The 14,918-nt window shown below is 60.6% G+C and carries 14 protein-coding genes; 5 read left to right on the forward strand and 9 right to left on the reverse strand.

Annotation, left to right across the window (positions count from 1 at the left end):
- Positions 1–22: 22 nt before the first annotated feature.
- Positions 23–982, reverse strand: a complete 960-nt coding sequence (locus VR71_RS17150; RefSeq protein WP_045685889.1) for an L-malyl-CoA/beta-methylmalyl-CoA lyase — start codon at positions 980–982, stop codon at positions 23–25.
- 256 nt (positions 983–1,238) lie between these two features.
- On the opposite strand from VR71_RS17150, the gene dgcN reads away from it, so the two are divergent.
- From dgcN to VR71_RS17175, 5 genes are all read left to right on the forward strand, one after another.
- Positions 1,239–2,240 (forward strand): N-acetyltransferase DgcN, encoded by a 1,002-nt coding sequence (dgcN, locus tag VR71_RS17155; RefSeq protein ID WP_045685890.1) that lies wholly within the window; start codon positions 1,239–1,241, stop codon positions 2,238–2,240.
- Between the two features lie 30 nt (positions 2,241–2,270).
- Positions 2,271–3,236: an N-acetyl-D-Glu racemase DgcA gene (dgcA, locus tag VR71_RS17160; RefSeq protein WP_045685891.1), complete on the forward strand. Its 966-nt coding sequence runs from the start codon at positions 2,271–2,273 to the stop codon at positions 3,234–3,236.
- Between the two features lie 4 nt (positions 3,237–3,240).
- On the forward strand, positions 3,241–4,101 hold the full coding sequence (locus tag VR71_RS17165; RefSeq protein ID WP_040651189.1) for a D-amino-acid transaminase: 861 nt from the start codon (positions 3,241–3,243) through the stop codon (positions 4,099–4,101).
- Between the two features lie 96 nt (positions 4,102–4,197).
- Positions 4,198–4,689, forward strand: coding sequence for a VOC family protein (locus VR71_RS17170; protein WP_009816895.1), 492 nt, complete (start codon positions 4,198–4,200; stop codon positions 4,687–4,689).
- A 56-nt stretch (positions 4,690–4,745) separates the two neighbouring features.
- On the forward strand, positions 4,746–5,609 hold the full coding sequence (locus VR71_RS17175) for a branched-chain amino acid aminotransferase (RefSeq protein ID WP_045685892.1): 864 nt from the start codon (positions 4,746–4,748) through the stop codon (positions 5,607–5,609).
- A gap of 137 nt (positions 5,610–5,746) precedes the next feature.
- On the opposite strand, the gene gyrB is transcribed toward VR71_RS17175, so the two are convergent.
- The 8 genes from gyrB to VR71_RS17215 form a co-directional block, all read right to left on the reverse strand.
- On the reverse strand, positions 5,747–8,164 hold the full coding sequence (gene gyrB, locus VR71_RS17180) for a DNA topoisomerase (ATP-hydrolyzing) subunit B (protein WP_045685893.1): 2,418 nt from the start codon (positions 8,162–8,164) through the stop codon (positions 5,747–5,749).
- Between the two features lie 89 nt (positions 8,165–8,253).
- Entirely contained in the window at positions 8,254–8,874 is a 621-nt protein-coding gene (locus VR71_RS17185) for a LysE family translocator (RefSeq protein WP_045685894.1), read from the reverse strand.
- Entirely contained in the window at positions 8,871–9,302 is a 432-nt protein-coding gene (locus VR71_RS17190; protein WP_045685895.1) for a VOC family protein, read from the reverse strand. The genes VR71_RS17185 and VR71_RS17190 overlap by 4 nt, the downstream gene beginning before the upstream one ends.
- A complete protein-coding gene (gene recF, locus VR71_RS17195) occupies positions 9,299–10,408 on the reverse strand; it encodes a DNA replication/repair protein RecF (RefSeq protein ID WP_045685896.1) in 1,110 nt (369 codons plus the stop codon). Before recF ends, VR71_RS17190 begins: the two co-directional genes overlap by 4 nt.
- A 53-nt stretch (positions 10,409–10,461) precedes the next feature.
- Positions 10,462–11,580 (reverse strand): DNA polymerase III subunit beta, encoded by a 1,119-nt coding sequence (gene dnaN / locus VR71_RS17200; RefSeq protein WP_045685897.1) that lies wholly within the window; start codon positions 11,578–11,580, stop codon positions 10,462–10,464.
- A 125-nt stretch (positions 11,581–11,705) separates the two neighbouring features.
- Positions 11,706–13,052, reverse strand: coding sequence for a chromosomal replication initiator protein DnaA (gene dnaA, locus VR71_RS17205; protein ID WP_045685898.1), 1,347 nt, complete (start codon positions 13,050–13,052; stop codon positions 11,706–11,708).
- Between the two features lie 486 nt (positions 13,053–13,538).
- The gene (gene rpsT / locus VR71_RS17210; protein WP_009816903.1) at positions 13,539–13,802 is read right to left on the reverse strand and encodes a 30S ribosomal protein S20; all 264 of its coding nucleotides are present in this window, start codon (positions 13,800–13,802) and stop codon (positions 13,539–13,541) included.
- A 177-nt stretch (positions 13,803–13,979) separates the two neighbouring features.
- Positions 13,980–14,798: a sulfotransferase family protein gene (locus VR71_RS17215; RefSeq protein WP_040651191.1), complete on the reverse strand. Its 819-nt coding sequence runs from the start codon at positions 14,796–14,798 to the stop codon at positions 13,980–13,982.
- Between the last annotated feature and the right edge of the window lie 120 nt (positions 14,799–14,918).

Here is a 14,918-nt window from a genome sequence, read left to right on the forward strand (position 1 = left end):
GCCTGTGCCGCCCCCGTTCGGATTACTGCCCCGCGATCATCTCGGACTGCTTGACGATCACCTCGGCCTGTTTGATCGAGGCGATGTCGACCAAGCGGCCCTTGTAGGTGGTAGCGCCTTCGCCGCGCGACTTGGCCTCTTCCATCGCAGCCAGAATTTCGCGGGCTTCTTGCACAGCGGCGTCGGAGGGCGTGAAAATCTCGTTGGCGATTGCAATCTGTTTGGGGTGGATGGCCCATTTTCCGACCATGCCAAGGGTGGCCGACCGGCGCGCCTGCGCGCGAAAACCCTCGTCATCCGAGAAATCGCCAAACGGGCCGTCCACCGGCAAGAGACCATGGGTGCGGCAGGCGGCGACGATAGCGGTCTGTGCCCAATGCCACGGGTCAGACCAATAGCGCTGGCCCTCGCGCAGCATATAGTAATCCTCTTGCGTACCGCCAATGCCGGTGGTCTGCATGCCCATTGAGGCGGCAAAATCGGCGGCGCCAAGGCTCATCGCCTGAAGTCGGGGCGAGGCGGCGGCGATGTCCTCGACATGGGCGATACCGGCAGCGGATTCGATGATGACCTCGAAGGAGATCCGCTTGGCGCGGCCCTTGGCGGCCTCGATGGCGGTGACGAGCGCATCAACGGCATAGATGTCCGCGCCGCAGCCGACCTTGGGGATCATGATCTGATCAAGCCGGTCGCCTGCCTGTTCCAAGAGGTCCACGACATCGCGATACCAGAAGGGGGAATCGAGGCTGTTGATGCGGACAGAGAGGTATTTCTTGCCCCAATCGACGGTATTGATCGCCTGAATGGTGTTCTGGCGGGCGATGCCCTTGTCGGTGAGCGCGACGGAATCTTCGAGGTCGATATTGATCACATCAGCGGCGCTGGCCGCCATTTTCTCGAAGAGTTTGGTGTTGGATCCGGGGCCGAAGAGCTGGCAGCGGTTGGGACGTGCGGGCGGGGTCGGTTGCAGGCGAAAGCTCATGGTCTGGCGGCTCCGTTCAATAAGGAAATTGCGGGATTGTCGCGTTTGTGGTTATGAAATTGCGCGGGGCTCTGCAAGGCAGATTTCCCCTGCGTCTTGCTTGGGCAGTGAATGCGCATCGTGAAGAAAATTCTATGAATATTATAAATATTCGAAGAAAGATGTGTAAATTGTGAATTTATCATGAAATCAAACAGCAAATCGCGGGCATTTCATAGGAACTTTCCAGTCAAACGCCATTGAGTGAGGACGCGCCATGATCGAGACCCCCTATCTATTGTTTCTGGGCGATGCGCCCGACATGCTGGCGGCGAAGGTCGCTATTGGCATCCGTGACTGGCGGCCCGAGAATGCCGTGGGTCAGTTACGTTTGCCCGGTTGCGGCGCCGATCTGGGTCTACCTGAGATGACGCTGACCGAGGCCAAGGCGGCCGGGGTCAAGACCGTGGTGATTGGTGTGGCCAACCGGGGCGGGGTGATCAGCCAGGAGTGGAAGAAGGTGCTGGTTGCGGCGTTGGAAGAGGGGTTCGATCTGGCGTCAGGCTTGCACAACCTCTTGCGCGAGGAGGCGGATTTGCGCGCGGTCGCTGAGGCAACGGGCCGCACCCTGCATGATGTGCGGGTGCCGTCGGTGAAATATCCCATCGCGGATGGCAAGAAGCGGACCGGCAAACGCTGTCTGGCGGTGGGCACGGATTGCTCTGTGGGCAAGATGTATACCGCCATGGCGATGGAGCGTGAGATGCACGCCAAGGGGATGAAGGCCACGTTCCGGGCGACCGGGCAGACGGGGATTCTGATCACCGGCGATGGCGTGCCTCTGGATGCGGTGATCGCGGATTTCATGGCCGGGTCGGTGGAATGGCTGACGCCGGATAACGACCCGGATCATTGGGATTTGATCGAAGGACAAGGCAGCCTGTTCCATGTGTCCTTTTCCGGGGTCACGATGGCGTTGATCCATGGCGGGCAACCTGACGCGCTGATCCTGAGCCACGAGCCGACACGGGTGCATATGCGCGGATTGCCCGAGTATACCCCGCCGACGCTGGAGGCGTTGCGCGACATGGTGCTGCCGATTGCACGGATCGCCAATCCGGCCTGTCAGGTTGTCGGGGTGTCGGTCAATACGCAGCACATGACCGAGGATGCGGCGCGTGCCTATCTGGCAAAGGTCGAGACGGAGATGGGAGTGCCTGCGACCGATCCCTACCGTTTTGGAGCCGAAAAGCTGGTGGCTGCTCTGGCGGCGATTTGAGTATTCTAGGCAAGATGAAAGGGGGCGCCTGTGCAGATTGATGTTACGCGGGATGTGTTCCGGCTGGCGCAGGTGTTTACCATCAGCCGGGGATCACGGACCGAGGCCAAGGTGTTGACCGTGCGGATCACCCAAGGCGGTGTGACCGGCTGGGGTGAATGCGTGCCCTATGCGCGCTATGATGAAACGCTGGAGAGCGTAACCGCGCAGATCGAAGGACTGCCAGCGGAATTAACGCGGGACGCGCTCTATGACTTGCTACCGGCTGGTGCGGCGCGGAATGCTGTGGATTGCGCGCTCTGGGATCTGGAGGCGAAGCGCGCGGGGCGTCGTGTTTGGGATCTGGCGGGGTTGCCTGTGCCGGGGCCAGAGATCACGGCCTATACGCTGTCGCTTGATACGCCAGAGGCGATGCAAGCACAGGCCGAGATACATGCGCATCGCCCGATGCTCAAGATCAAGCTGGGCACGCCGGATGACATGCCACGGCTCGAGGCGGTGCGGCGTGGCGCGCCGGAGGCAAAGATCATTATAGATGCCAATGAGGGGTGGAGCGCCGAGGTCTATGCCGATTTGGCACCGCATCTGGTGCGGCTTGGCGTGGCCTTGGTCGAACAACCGCTGCCCGCCGGGGATGACGCGGCGCTGATCGGGATGGCGCGCCCGGTGCCGGTCTGTGCCGATGAATCCTGCCATGATCGGGGCAGTTTGCCGGGATTGAAGGGCAAATATGACGTGGTCAATATCAAGCTGGACAAAACTGGCGGTCTGACCGAGGCGCTGGCCCTGCGGGAGGCCGCATTGACCGAGGGCTATGGGATCATGGTCGGCTGCATGGTCGGCAGCTCGCTTGCGATGGCGCCTGCGGTGCTTGTGGCACAGGGCGCGATGGTGACAGACCTTGACGGGCCGCTGCTTCTGGCCGAAGACCGCGAGGACGCTTTGATTTTCGATGCCGCAGGCGTACATCCGCCGCGGCCCGAGTTATGGGGATGAGACCATGCGCACTGTCTATGTAAACGGCGAGTATCTGCCGGAAACCGAGGCCACCGTTTCGATTTTCGACCGGGGGTTCCTGATGGCCGATGGCGTTTACGAGGTGACAAGCGTGCTGGGGGGCAAGCTGATTGATTTCGGCGGGCATCTGGCGCGGCTGGAACGGTCGCTGAGCGAGCTCGACATCAAGAAACCGGCGGCGTTTGGAGATCTGCTGGAAATCCACCGCGAATTGGTGCGGGCGAATGATATCGTCGATGGTCTGGTGTATCTTCAGGTCACGCGCGGCAGCGATGGCGACCGTGATTTCGTCTTTCCTGATGCAGAAACCACAGAGCCGACATTGGTGTTGTTCACCCAGTCCAAACCCGGTTTGGCGGCTAATCCGGTTGCCAAAAAAGGCATCAAGATCATCAGCATAGAGGATATTCGCTGGGGTAGGCGGGATATCAAGACGGTGCAGCTCTTGTATCCGTCGATGGGCAAGATGATGGCCAAGAAGGCCGGGTGTGATGACGCCTGGATGGTCGAGGACGGCCATGTGACCGAGGGCACCAGCAACAATGCCTATATCGTCAAAGGCAACCGGATCATCACGCGGCAGTTGTCGAATGACATCCTGCACGGGATCACCCGTGCCGCCGTGCTGCGCTTTGCCCGTGAGGCGCAGATGGAGGTTGAGGAGCGCGCCTTTACGATTGATGAGGCCAAGGATGCCGATGAGGCGTTCGTGACTTCGGCGAGCGCGTTTGTCATGCCGGTGGTCGAGATTGACGGGGTCGCCCTTGGGGGCGGTGTGCCGGGCCGGGTTGCGGCGCGGTTGCGGGAAATTTATCTGGACGAGAGCCTGAAAGCGGCGGTCTGAGCCGCGCATTTCTGCACAGAATATGGGCGGAATCGGGGAATTGAGTGCGGGGGGCGTTGAGGCCATTCTAGGGGAAACCTGAGACTGGAGCCGCAAATGACCCCCGTTCACCCGCAAGCCCGCATCGGCCATGTGCATCTGAAAGTGGCCGATCTTGACCGCGCCATCGGATTCTACTCCGGTGTCCTAGGCTTTGAATTACAACAGAAATTTGGCACTCGAGCGGCGTTTCTGTCGGCTGGCGGCTATCACCATCACCTTGGCTTGAACACTTGGGAGAGCCTCGGCGGGAGGCCTGCGCCCAAGGGTCATACCGGCCTCTATCACACCGCGTTTCTCTATCCGGACCGGGCGCAGTTGGCGGATGCGCTGCGGCGGGTGATCAAGGCTGGGATTTCGATCGAGGGGGCGGCGGATCATGGGGTGAGTGAGGCGATTTATGTGAGTGATCCGGATGGGAATGGCGTGGAGCTTTACTGCGACCGCCCCGAATCCGAATGGCCGCGGGATGCCGCGGGTAATCTGGCGATGGGCAATGATCCCATTGATTTGAATGAACTTTTGTCGCATGCCCCGGCAGAGGGCTAGACGATCCGGCGCGCAGAGCCTAGGCTAGTCTCATCGCATCAGGAGAGGGCGCGCAGATGGCGACGGGCATAAATATTCGCACATATTTCAATGGCTTATGGCATGATGGCGACCCGGCGGTGATCCGGGCGGCGGATCATGGGGCATGGTTGGGCACTACGGTGTTTGACGGGGCACGATATGTTGATGGAATTGCCCCGGATATCGCTAAACATTGTAGTCGGGTGAATGCCTCGGCCAATGCATTGATGATCACGCCGACGGTTGACCCACAAGATATGGTAGAGATCATCTGGGAGGGGTTGAAGGCCTATCCCAAGGAGGCCGCGATCTATATCCGGCCGATGTATTGGGCGCTGGAGGGCGGCGATCTGGGAATTGTACCCAAGGAAGGCGCCACGGGGTTTGCCATCAGCCTTGAGGAAATCCCGATGCCACCGCAGGGATTCAGCACGACGCTGTGCCGGACCCGGTTTCGACGCCCGGTGCTGGAGGATGCGGTGGTCAATGCCAAGGCGGGTTGCCTCTATCCCAATAACGCACGGATGCTGAAAGAGGCGCGAAACAAGGGGTTTGGCAATGCTCTGGTGGCGGATGCGCTGGGCAATGTGGCCGAAACCGCGACCGCCAATGTCTTTGCTGTCAAGGATGGCGAGGTGTTCACGCCGATCCCCAATGGCACGTTTCTGGCGGGGATCACGCGGGCGCGGCATATCGAGAACATGCGTCGGGCGGGCATGCAGGTGCATGAGACCGTGATGACATTTGACGATTTCCACGCGGCGGATGAGGTGTTTCTGTCCGGGAACCTGATGAAAGTGACGCCGATTTCCGCCTTTGAGGACACTAAATATAGTATCGGCCCGGTAACGGAACGCGTGCGGGAATTATACTGGGATTGGGCGCATTCCGCCAACTGAGCCGGATGTGTACAGGCTGTACGTTTCGTACGCGCAGTCTGTACACAAGGTGAAGCTCTGATTTCTTTTCAGAGTCTCATCTCCGCCTGAGCGGGGATGAGACAGTGTTTTGAGGCCAGATTGCCCCCCTATCCAGATCAGAAATCGAGATTGGCGACGTTGAGGGCGTTTTCCTGGATGAACTCGCGGCGGGGTTCGACCACGTCACCCATCAGCTTGGTGAAGAGGTCGTCGGCCTCGGCCACGTCGTCGATTTTCACTTGCAAGAGGGTGCGCGCCTCGGGGTCGAGGGTGGTTTCCCAGAGCTGACCGGGGTTCATTTCGCCCAGACCCTTGTAGCGTTGCAGGCTGAGACCTTTTTCGCCCTCTTTCAGGATCGCATCGAGCAGGTCGAGTGGGCCAAAGATCGGCTGCACGCGGTCCTTGCGGATCAGGGTGGCGCGCTCGCGGTAAATCTCGCGCAGCGGGGTGGTCATCTGCGAGAGTTTGCGGGCCTCGCCGCCGCGCAGCACCGGGCCGTCGAGGGTGCGCATTTCCTCGACCCCGCGCACGGTGCGGGTGAGGCGGATGCCGTTGTCCTGCGTCGGGCGGCCTTGCCAGCCGCGCTCGTATTCATTCGAGATCATGTCGAGGCGCTGCGCGACGGTATCAGCCACGCCTTGCAGGTCGGCATCGACACGGCCCGCCAGAAACGCCTCGGCAATCGCCGCCTGTTCGAGAATGTGGCGGGGATAGTGGGTCGGGAACGCCTCCAGGATACGCTTGGCTTGCCGTGCCTCTTCGACCACGCGCACGAGGTCGGGACCGGCGATTTCCTCGCCCGTGCCGAGGCGGAGGCCGGCATCGGTGGTGCCTTGGGCGATCAGGTAATCCTCGAGTCCGGCCTGATCCTTGAGATAGACCTCAGACTTGCCGCGCATCACCTTGTAGAGCGGCGGTTGCGCAATATAGAGGTATCCGCCCTCGATCAGTTCCGGCATCTGCCGGTAGAAGAAGGTGAGCAACAGGGTACGGATATGCGCGCCGTCAACATCGGCGTCGGTCATGATCACGATCTTGTGGTAGCGCAGTTTCTTGATGTCGAATTCATCCCGGCCAATGCCGGTGCCAAGCGCCATCACGAGATTGCCGATTTCCTGAGAGCCGAGCATCCGGTCAAAGCGGGCACGTTCGACATTGAGGATCTTGCCGCGCAGGGGTAGAACCGCCTGCGTGCCCCGGTCGCGACCGGTTTGAGCCGAGCCGCCGGCGCTGTCCCCCTCGACCAGGAAGAGCTCGGTCTTGGAGGGGTCTTTGGATGAGCAATCCTTGAGCTTGCCTGCGAGGAAATTGACATCCATCGGATTCTTGCGCCGGGTCAGATCGCGTGCCTTGCGCGCCGCCTCGCGGGCGTGGGCGGCCTCGATGATCTTGCTCACGATGATGCGGGCGATCTGTGGATTTTCCTCGAACCATTCGGCGAGTTTCTCGTTGACGAGACCCTCAACCGCCGGGCGCACCTCGGAGCTGACGAGCTTGTCCTTGGTCTGAGAGGAGAATTTGGGATCGGGCACCTTGACCGAGAGCACGCATGTCAGCCCCTCGCGGGCGTCATCGCCGGTAAAGGTGACCTTTTCCTTTTTGGCGATGCCAGTGGTCTGGGCGTAGTTGTTGATGGTGCGGGTTAGCGCGCCGCGAAAGCCCGCCATATGGGTGCCGCCATCGCGCTGTGGGATGTTGTTGGTAAAGGGCAGGACGGTTTCGTGATAGCTGTCGTTCCACCACATCGCCACTTCGACGCCGATGTCGTCCCGCTCGCCGGTGATAAAGATCGGTTCGGGCATGGCGGGGGATTTGTGGCGGTCGAGGTATTTGACGAATTCCTTGACGCCGCCCTCATAGAACAATTCTGACATCAGCGGCTCTGTCGGGCGCTCATCGCGCAGGATGATACGCACGCCGGAATTGAGAAACGCCAGTTCGCGCAGGCGCTTTTCCAAGGTCTCGAAGATGTAGTCGAGATTCGAGAATGTCTCGAGCGAGGCGAGAAAGCGGACTTCGGTGCCCTTGCGGCCGTTGGCATCGCCGACGACGCGCAGAGACTCGACAGTAAAGCCGCCCTCAAAGCGGGCATAGTGTTCCTTGCCATTGCGCCAGATGCGCAGTTCCAGCCACTCAGACAGGGCGTTGACCACCGAGACGCCGACGCCGTGAAGGCCGCCCGAGACCTTGTAGGAATTGCTGTCGAATTTGCCGCCTGCGTGCAGTTGGGTCATGATGACCTCTGCGGCGGAAACGCCTTCGCCCTCGTGCATATCGACGGGGATGCCGCGACCATTATCGCTCACCGATACGCTGGAATCCGCGTGGATTGTGACGTTGACGGCATCGGCATGACCGGCCAACGCCTCGTCAATGCCGTTGTCCACGACCTCATAGACCATATGGTGCAGGCCCGAGCCATCATCGGTGTCACCGATATACATGCCGGGACGCTTGCGGACTGCCTCTAACCCTTTGAGAACCTTAATAGAATCGGCGCCATACTCTTCGGGTGCAGCGGCTGCTTCGGACATGCGGTTTTTCCTTCGGAAGTTTTGTCATTTTATACGAGCTATGGGGGGGAATGTCACGTCATTCCCCCATATTTTGCGGTTCCGGGCCGTCAGGTAAAGGGGATGATGAGGCCCACCAGAATCAGCAGCAGACCGGAGCCGAAATTCATCCGCGCGATGGCCTTGGGGCTCTGCAAAAGACGCCGGGCACGGTCGAGAAAGAGGGCAAGGCCGAGATTGCCCAGCATCGGCACGATGGCAGACACCGCGAGGATCGCAGCGATGTCGGGCACCGTGATTGTGGAGAGGTCGAAGAAGCCCGGCAGAAAGCCCATGTAGAAGAGGATCGCCTTGGGATTGCCGACCACCGCCGCGACGCCCACGGAAAAGCCCGCCCAGATGCCGGGGCGGGTCATGCGGCTGTCGGTGCCCGGCGTGCGGGCCGGCGCGCGGATCAAGAGCAGGCCCATCACGATGAACACGCCCGCCGCGACCCAGCGCAGCATCGAGAGGGCGTCGCCATAGAGCGACAGCACCCAAGCAAGGCCGAGGATGGCGCAGAGGGGCCAGATCAGATCGCCCAAGGCCACGCCCACCGCCAGCGGCCATGCCGCACGCATGCCGCCCGAGAGGGCGCGTGCCGTGAGGGCCACCCAGACCGGGCCGGGCACGGCCCAGAGACCCGCCATGGCCGCGGCATAGAGCATCAGATCGAAAGGGGCGATGGTCATGGGGTCTTTGGCAAGGTCAGGCTGCCATCCTCGGACAGTGGCCAAAAAGGGTTCATCGCCACTTCCCAGACATGACCGTCGGGATCGCCGTAATAGCCGGAGTAGCCACCCCAGAACACCTTTTCAGGATGTTTGAGCGCGGTGGCTCCGGCGGCGAGAGCGCTGGCAAAAGCGGCGTCCACCTCTGCCTCGGTTGCAAAGTTCTGTGCCAGAGTGATTGCGCCAGTGCCGAGGTCGGCATTCGGGCGGCCTTGGTCAGCGGCGAGATGCGCCTTGCCGAAGAGACCAAGGACCAAACCGTTCATCTGGTAGAATACCACCTCTGGAAGCGCCTCTGCCGGGGTCCAGCCAAGTGTTTCATAGAAGGCACGCGACCGGTCGAGATCCTCGACGCCAAGGGTGATGAGAGTGACGCGTTGCGGGGTCATGGGGCCTCTGGTGTGATCTGGCTGATGCCAGCGGTGTCGGTGACGTGGATATGTTGTGCGCGGTCGCCCAATTCGGAGAAGAGCTCTGGTCCGGTGCCGGTCATCCAAGCCTGAGCGCCGAGGGCGCAGATTTCGTCATAGAGCGCAGCACGGCGGGTGGCGTCAAGATGGGCTGCGACCTCATCCAGCAACAAGAGCGGCGGCGCGCCGAAATCGCGCGCAAGGGCGCGGGCATTGGCAAGGATGAGCGAGACCAAGAGCGCCTTTTGCTCGCCGGTGGAGCAGTCGGCGGCGGGCACCCCCTTGGCGGCATAGACACCGTAGAGATCGGCGCGGTGCGGACCGATCAGGGTGCGCCCGGCCACAAGGTCGCGAAAGCGGCTTTCGGCCAGCGCCTGACGCAGGTCTTCGGCGGTCTCGGGCATCTCGCCCTCTGTCTGGGTCAGCTCCAGCTCGGCGGTGGGAAAAGCGGTTTCAGCCTGCATCTGCGCGCCTGCGATCAGCGCGAGGGCATGCTGGCGATTGGCGTGGATATCGGCGCCTGCATCGGCCATCTGCCGTTCAAGGGCGAGATACCATTGCGCATCGCGGACCTGATCCTTGAGCAGGCGGTTGCGTTCGCGCATGGCCTTGTCATAGGCGAGCGTGGCCTCGGCATGGGCGGGAACAAAGCTCATGGTCATGCGGTCGAGAAAGCGGCGGCGGCCCTCCGCGCCTTCGATCCAGAGACGGTCCATGGCCGGGACAAGCCAGAGCACGCGCGCGATGCGCCCGAGGGCAATCTGCGTCGCGGTCTTGCCGTCGATGCGGAGCTGACGGGCGGCGCTGCCTTCGGCAAAGGTCTCGACCTCGTGGACCTGATGCAAAGAGTGCAGGATCGTGGTGATCTTCCATCCCAGCGCCTCGGGTCGCCGCGCCATGTCCTGCGCCGCCGCGCGCCTCAGGCCACGACCGGGCGACAAAAGCGAGACGGCCTCGATCAGATTGGTCTTGCCTGCGCCATTCGGCCCGTGAATTGCCACGGGCCGCGCGTCAAGCGAAAGCCGCGCGGCTTTGTGCGAGCGAAAATGCGAGAGGGTCAATTCCGACAGGGAGAGTCCGGGCATTCACTGCCCTTTCTTCTTGCCAAAAATATCCCCGCCGGAGGCTCCGACAGGCGTCACACCCGCATCGGCATGACGACATAGACCGCCGTCGTGTCATTGCCTTCGCGCATCAAGGTGGGATCGCCCGAGGAATTGAAGAGGAAGACGGCGTTCTCGCGGTCGACCTGGCTTGCGATTTCCAAGAGGTATTTGGCGTTAAAGCCGATTTCCAGCCGCTCATCGCCGTAGGCCACGGCCAATTCTTCTTCGGCGGCGCCGCTGTCGGGGGCGTTGACCGACAGGATAAGACGGTCTTCGTCGAGCGAGAGTTTCACGGCGCGCGAGCGCTCGGAGCTGACGGTTGCCACGCGGTCGACGGCCTGAGCGAATTCGGCGGCGTCCACCTCCATCCGGCGGGTGTTGCCCTGCGGAATGACGCGGGTGTAGTCGGGGAACGTGCCGTCGATCACCTTGGAGGTGAGGGTGATGTCGGGGGTGGCAAAGCGGATCTTGGTTTCCGAGACCGAGACCGCGATCTTCATGTCGTCGTCTTCCAAGAGCTTGCGCAGTTCGCCTACGGTCTTGCGCGGGACGATCACACCGGGCATGTCCAGCGCCCCGTCGGGCAGGTCGGCGTCAATGCGGGCGAGGCGGTGGCCATCGGTGGCCACACAGCGCAGAACCTTGCCGCCATCGGCGTCAGAGACATGCAGGTAGACGCCGTTGAGGTAATAGCGGGTTTCCTCAGTGGAAATGGCGAATTTCGATTTGTCGAAGAGGCGGCGCAGCACCGGCGCGGGGGCCGAGAAGTTGCTGGCATATTCCGAGGAGGCCATCACCGGAAAGTCTTCCTTCGGCAAGGTGGCCAGATTGAAATTGGAGCGACCAGCCTGCACGGTGAGGCGGCCCGAGGTGCCATCGTCGCTGAGCGTGACGAGCGATCCATCCGGCAGTTTGCGCACGATTTCATGCAGCATGACCGCCGATACGGTGGTGGCACCGGCGCGCTCGACCTGGGCCGGGGCCTTGTCCACCACTTCGATGTCAAGATCGGTGGCGCGGAACTGCACGCTGTTGCCCTCGGCCTCGATCAGGACATTGGCGAGGATTGGAATGGTGTTGCGCCGTTCGACCACAGATTGGGCCTGGGACACGGCCTTGAGCAATGCGCCGCGTTCGATGCTGAGTTTCATTCCCTCGCTCCTGTCAGGTGCCGGTTTAACGCCGGGAGGGGCAAGGTAGCAACTCTACCCCGCACCTCAAGTGTTTTCTTGGTGTTTTCGGCTGGAAAACCGACAGCGTCAAGGGCCAGCGCCCCTCAGCCCTCGAGTGTGCGGCGCAGAAGCTCCAGGTCTTCTGCGATTTGCCCGTCCTGAACGCTGAGTTCCTCGATGCGGCGGACGCCGTGCATGATGGTTGTGTGGTCGCGTCCGCCAAAGCGACGGCCGATTTCAGGCAGGGAGCGCGAGGTCATCTGTTTGCACAGATACATCGCCACTTGCCGGGGCCGCGCATAGCAGCGGGTGCGCTTGGGGCCGATCATATCGCTGAGGCGGATGTTGTAATGATCCGAGACCTTGCGCTGAATTTCCTCGATCGAGACCTTGCGTTCGGAGGCGCGGAGCACATCCGCCAGACAATCCTGCGTCAGTTCCAGCGTGATCGGTTTGCGCACCAATGAGGCGAAGGCGAAGAGCCGGGTCATGGCACCTTCGAGCACGCGGACATTGGTGGTGATCCGGTGGGCGAGGAATTCGAGCACGCCGTCATGCAGGGTGAGGTCCGGATATTGCGCGCGAAAGCGGTCGACCTTGGATTGCAGGATGCCCAGGCGCAATTCGTAGTCGGTCGGGTGCAGATCGACCACGAGGCCGCATTGCAGGCGCGATTTGATGCGTTCCTCAAGATTGGCAATCTCGCCGGGGGCGCGGTCGGCGGAGATCACTATCTGTTTGTTCTGATCCACGAGGGCGTTGAAGGTGTGAAAGAATTCCTCTTGGGTGCTGTCTTTGCCGGCGATGAATTGCACATCGTCCACCATCAACACATCGACCGAGCGGAACACGGATTTGAAATCCATCATCTTGCGGTCGCGCAGGGCTTGCACAAAGCGATACATGAACTGTTCCGCCGAGAGATAGACCACGTTGAGATCGGGGCGGGTGGTTTTCAATTCCCACGCGATGGCGTGCATGAGGTGGGTTTTGCCCAGACCGACGCCGCCATAGAGAAACAGCGGATTAAAGGTGACGGGGCCACATTCGGCCACCCGGCGGGCGGCGGCATGGGCCAGCTCATTGGGTTTGCCGACAACGAAGCTGTCAAAGGTGAACCGCTCGTCCAGCGGCGCGGAGGGCACGATGCTGTCGATCTGTTGCTCCGGTGCCGTGGCAGCGGCGGGTTTGGAGGGGCGGTTCGCACTATTGGCCGCGACCCGGAATTGCACACGCCGGACATGCGGCGCGAGTGTGGTCATCTGATAGAGGATCAGATCACCGAAATGCTGCGAGACATAGTTGCCGAGAAAACTGGTGGGGACGTGAAAGGTCGCGACACCATCATCTACCCGAGCAAATTCCAGTGGTTCGATCCAGTTCTTGAAATTGCTCTGTCCGACGGATTGCTGAAGTTTCTGCTTCAACTGGCCCCATTGTTCTTGTGTCATTCTGTCCCCGTTCCACGACGCTGAGATACTGTTTCACCAAGATCGGAAAACACAGATCCAATCCCATGCGATACAAGTTCGGGGTGACAACAGACCACGTATACCGTTGCAAAGAGCAACGGTCGTATGACCTCTCATCGATAAGCGTGCATTTCGGAATCAGTGAGTACGCTTGCGCAGCCCGTCCCAAAGCTACGCGGTCTCTGACCCAAAATACCTTCGCAATGGACAAAACCAGAGCAGCAGATGCTCAGTCGCGGTGCCTGGGCCGGGATTTCCCCTGTGCCTAGTACCGATGCGGCCTGTCCCCCCAAGCGTGAATCGCAGGTCTGAAACTAGCAACCTCGGAGGCGCGGCGGCAACTACTCAATGCGCTTGACAGGGGCTTTGAGTGAAAAGAATCTCTTGGCGTGTTTTGAACGCCAGTCACGAAAAAAGGCACCGCGGGCCGCAGTGCCTTTATCTTCAAAGACTTGGACGAAAGCCTTAGCCGAGCGACTTGACGCGGGCCGAGAGGCGGGAAATTTTGCGCGATGCGGTGTTCTTGTGCACAACACCTTTGGTGACGCCGCGCATCAGCTCGGGCTGAGCATTGCGCAATGCGGTCACGGCTGCGTCTTGATCACCGGAGGCAATCGCTTCTTCAACCTTGCGGATGAAGGTACGGATACGCGAGCGGCGTGATTTGTTGACAGCGAAACGCTTTTCGTTCTGCTTGGCGCGTTTTTTGGACTGCGGCGTATTGGCCATGTGACGTGGACCCTTTCAAGGTTCGATATGTGTAAACGCACGTCATACCCAACCGGGACCCTCGCCGAACGAGGTGATTCTTGCCTGAGCGGGCATCACGCGCATGTCTGGCGTGCCGTATACGCCAGTTTTGCCGGAATGCAACCCCTTGTGGTGGGGCGGTATCGCGGGTGCGGGTCAGTCGCCCAGTTTGGCGTGGACCTCTTCCAAGTCGATTTCTGCCACGGGCATTTTGTTGCCGGGATTCTCGAAATCGTATTTGAAGAGGTCGAAATCGCGTTTGTAGATTTCATAGACCAGATGCATCGACAGGTCGTCGAAATAGGCCTCGACCGGGTGGGCGCGTTTGGGGCCGTGGCCTTCGGATTCGTTGAAGCGGGGAATCGTCTTGAGGTCGATCTTGTGCCGGGTCTGGATCGCGCCCAGCACCTCGCCCATGCCGTCATCGAATTTTTCGGTCCAGAAAATCTTGTCGTAGCGGCCACCGTTGACGATGAATGTCGAGATATGGCCCGACATGGCGGACCAGTGAATATCCGGCTCCATCGGGCGTTTCCAGCGGATGGTGTCGCGGGCAAAGAGCAGGAATCGCCGAAAGCTCTGGATCTGGTCGAAGTCCTGCTTACCGTCGTCGCCCCCCACCTCGATCCCGTATTTCTGGATGATGGTCGGCACCAGCTTGCCGCGATAGCGGCTGCCGTTGCGCTGGATGCCGCAGATCTTGTCAAAGAACGAGGACAGGATGCGGGTATAGGGATTGCGCACGCAGGAAAAGGCGTAGGAGGTGTGGGTTTTCACATTGGCGTTGATTAGTTTCTGACTGTCTTCACGCGCCCATTTGTGCAGACCTGTGGTGGCGTCGTGGATGTCACCCTCGAAAAACACGCCGTGATCGGAGTAATAGAGAATCTGGCCGATGGTCGAGCAGGCGCATTTCGGCACCACGCGGTAGACCACGCTCTCGCTCTCGGTCATCCAGGTTCCGGGAAATCCCATGATCACTGCCTCCGCCATCACTTTCCCACTTAATGCGGGCTTCATCCTGTCTAACCTGTTCAAAAAACCAAAGAAAGTCTGTTTATTCAGGCGCTGTTCACGTCTATTGCTATAACCAGT

The sequence above is a fragment of the Roseovarius sp. BRH_c41 genome, from assembly GCF_000961715.1.
In the GTDB taxonomy this organism is placed as follows: Bacteria; Pseudomonadota; Alphaproteobacteria; order Rhodobacterales; family Rhodobacteraceae; genus Roseovarius.

What these genes read in the sequence shown, in the direction of transcription:
- gyrB (WP_045685893.1), bottom strand. Translation starts at nt 8,164, where the DNA reads ATGTCCGAAGCAGCCGCTGCACCCGAAGAGTATGGCGCCGATTCTATT.
- rpsT (WP_009816903.1), bottom strand. Translation starts at nt 13,802, where the DNA reads ATGGCCAATACGCCGCAGTCCAAAAAACGCGCCAAGCAGAACGAAAAG.
- VR71_RS17190 (WP_045685895.1), bottom strand. Translation starts at nt 9,302, where the DNA reads ATGACCCCGCAACGCGTCACTCTCATCACCCTTGGCGTCGAGGATCTC.
- VR71_RS17185 (WP_045685894.1), bottom strand. Translation starts at nt 8,874, where the DNA reads ATGACCATCGCCCCTTTCGATCTGATGCTCTATGCCGCGGCCATGGCG.
- dnaN (WP_045685897.1), bottom strand. Translation starts at nt 11,580, where the DNA reads ATGAAACTCAGCATCGAACGCGGCGCATTGCTCAAGGCCGTGTCCCAG.
- dgcN (WP_045685890.1), top strand. Translation starts at nt 1,239, where the DNA reads ATGATCGAGACCCCCTATCTATTGTTTCTGGGCGATGCGCCCGACATG.
- dnaA (WP_045685898.1), bottom strand. Translation starts at nt 13,052, where the DNA reads ATGACACAAGAACAATGGGGCCAGTTGAAGCAGAAACTTCAGCAATCC.
- VR71_RS17175 (WP_045685892.1), top strand. Translation starts at nt 4,746, where the DNA reads ATGGCGACGGGCATAAATATTCGCACATATTTCAATGGCTTATGGCAT.
- recF (WP_045685896.1), bottom strand. Translation starts at nt 10,408, where the DNA reads ATGCCCGGACTCTCCCTGTCGGAATTGACCCTCTCGCATTTTCGCTCG.
- VR71_RS17215 (WP_040651191.1), bottom strand. Translation starts at nt 14,798, where the DNA reads ATGGGATTTCCCGGAACCTGGATGACCGAGAGCGAGAGCGTGGTCTAC.
- VR71_RS17170 (WP_009816895.1), top strand. Translation starts at nt 4,198, where the DNA reads ATGACCCCCGTTCACCCGCAAGCCCGCATCGGCCATGTGCATCTGAAA.
- VR71_RS17165 (WP_040651189.1), top strand. Translation starts at nt 3,241, where the DNA reads ATGCGCACTGTCTATGTAAACGGCGAGTATCTGCCGGAAACCGAGGCC.
- VR71_RS17150 (WP_045685889.1), bottom strand. Translation starts at nt 982, where the DNA reads ATGAGCTTTCGCCTGCAACCGACCCCGCCCGCACGTCCCAACCGCTGC.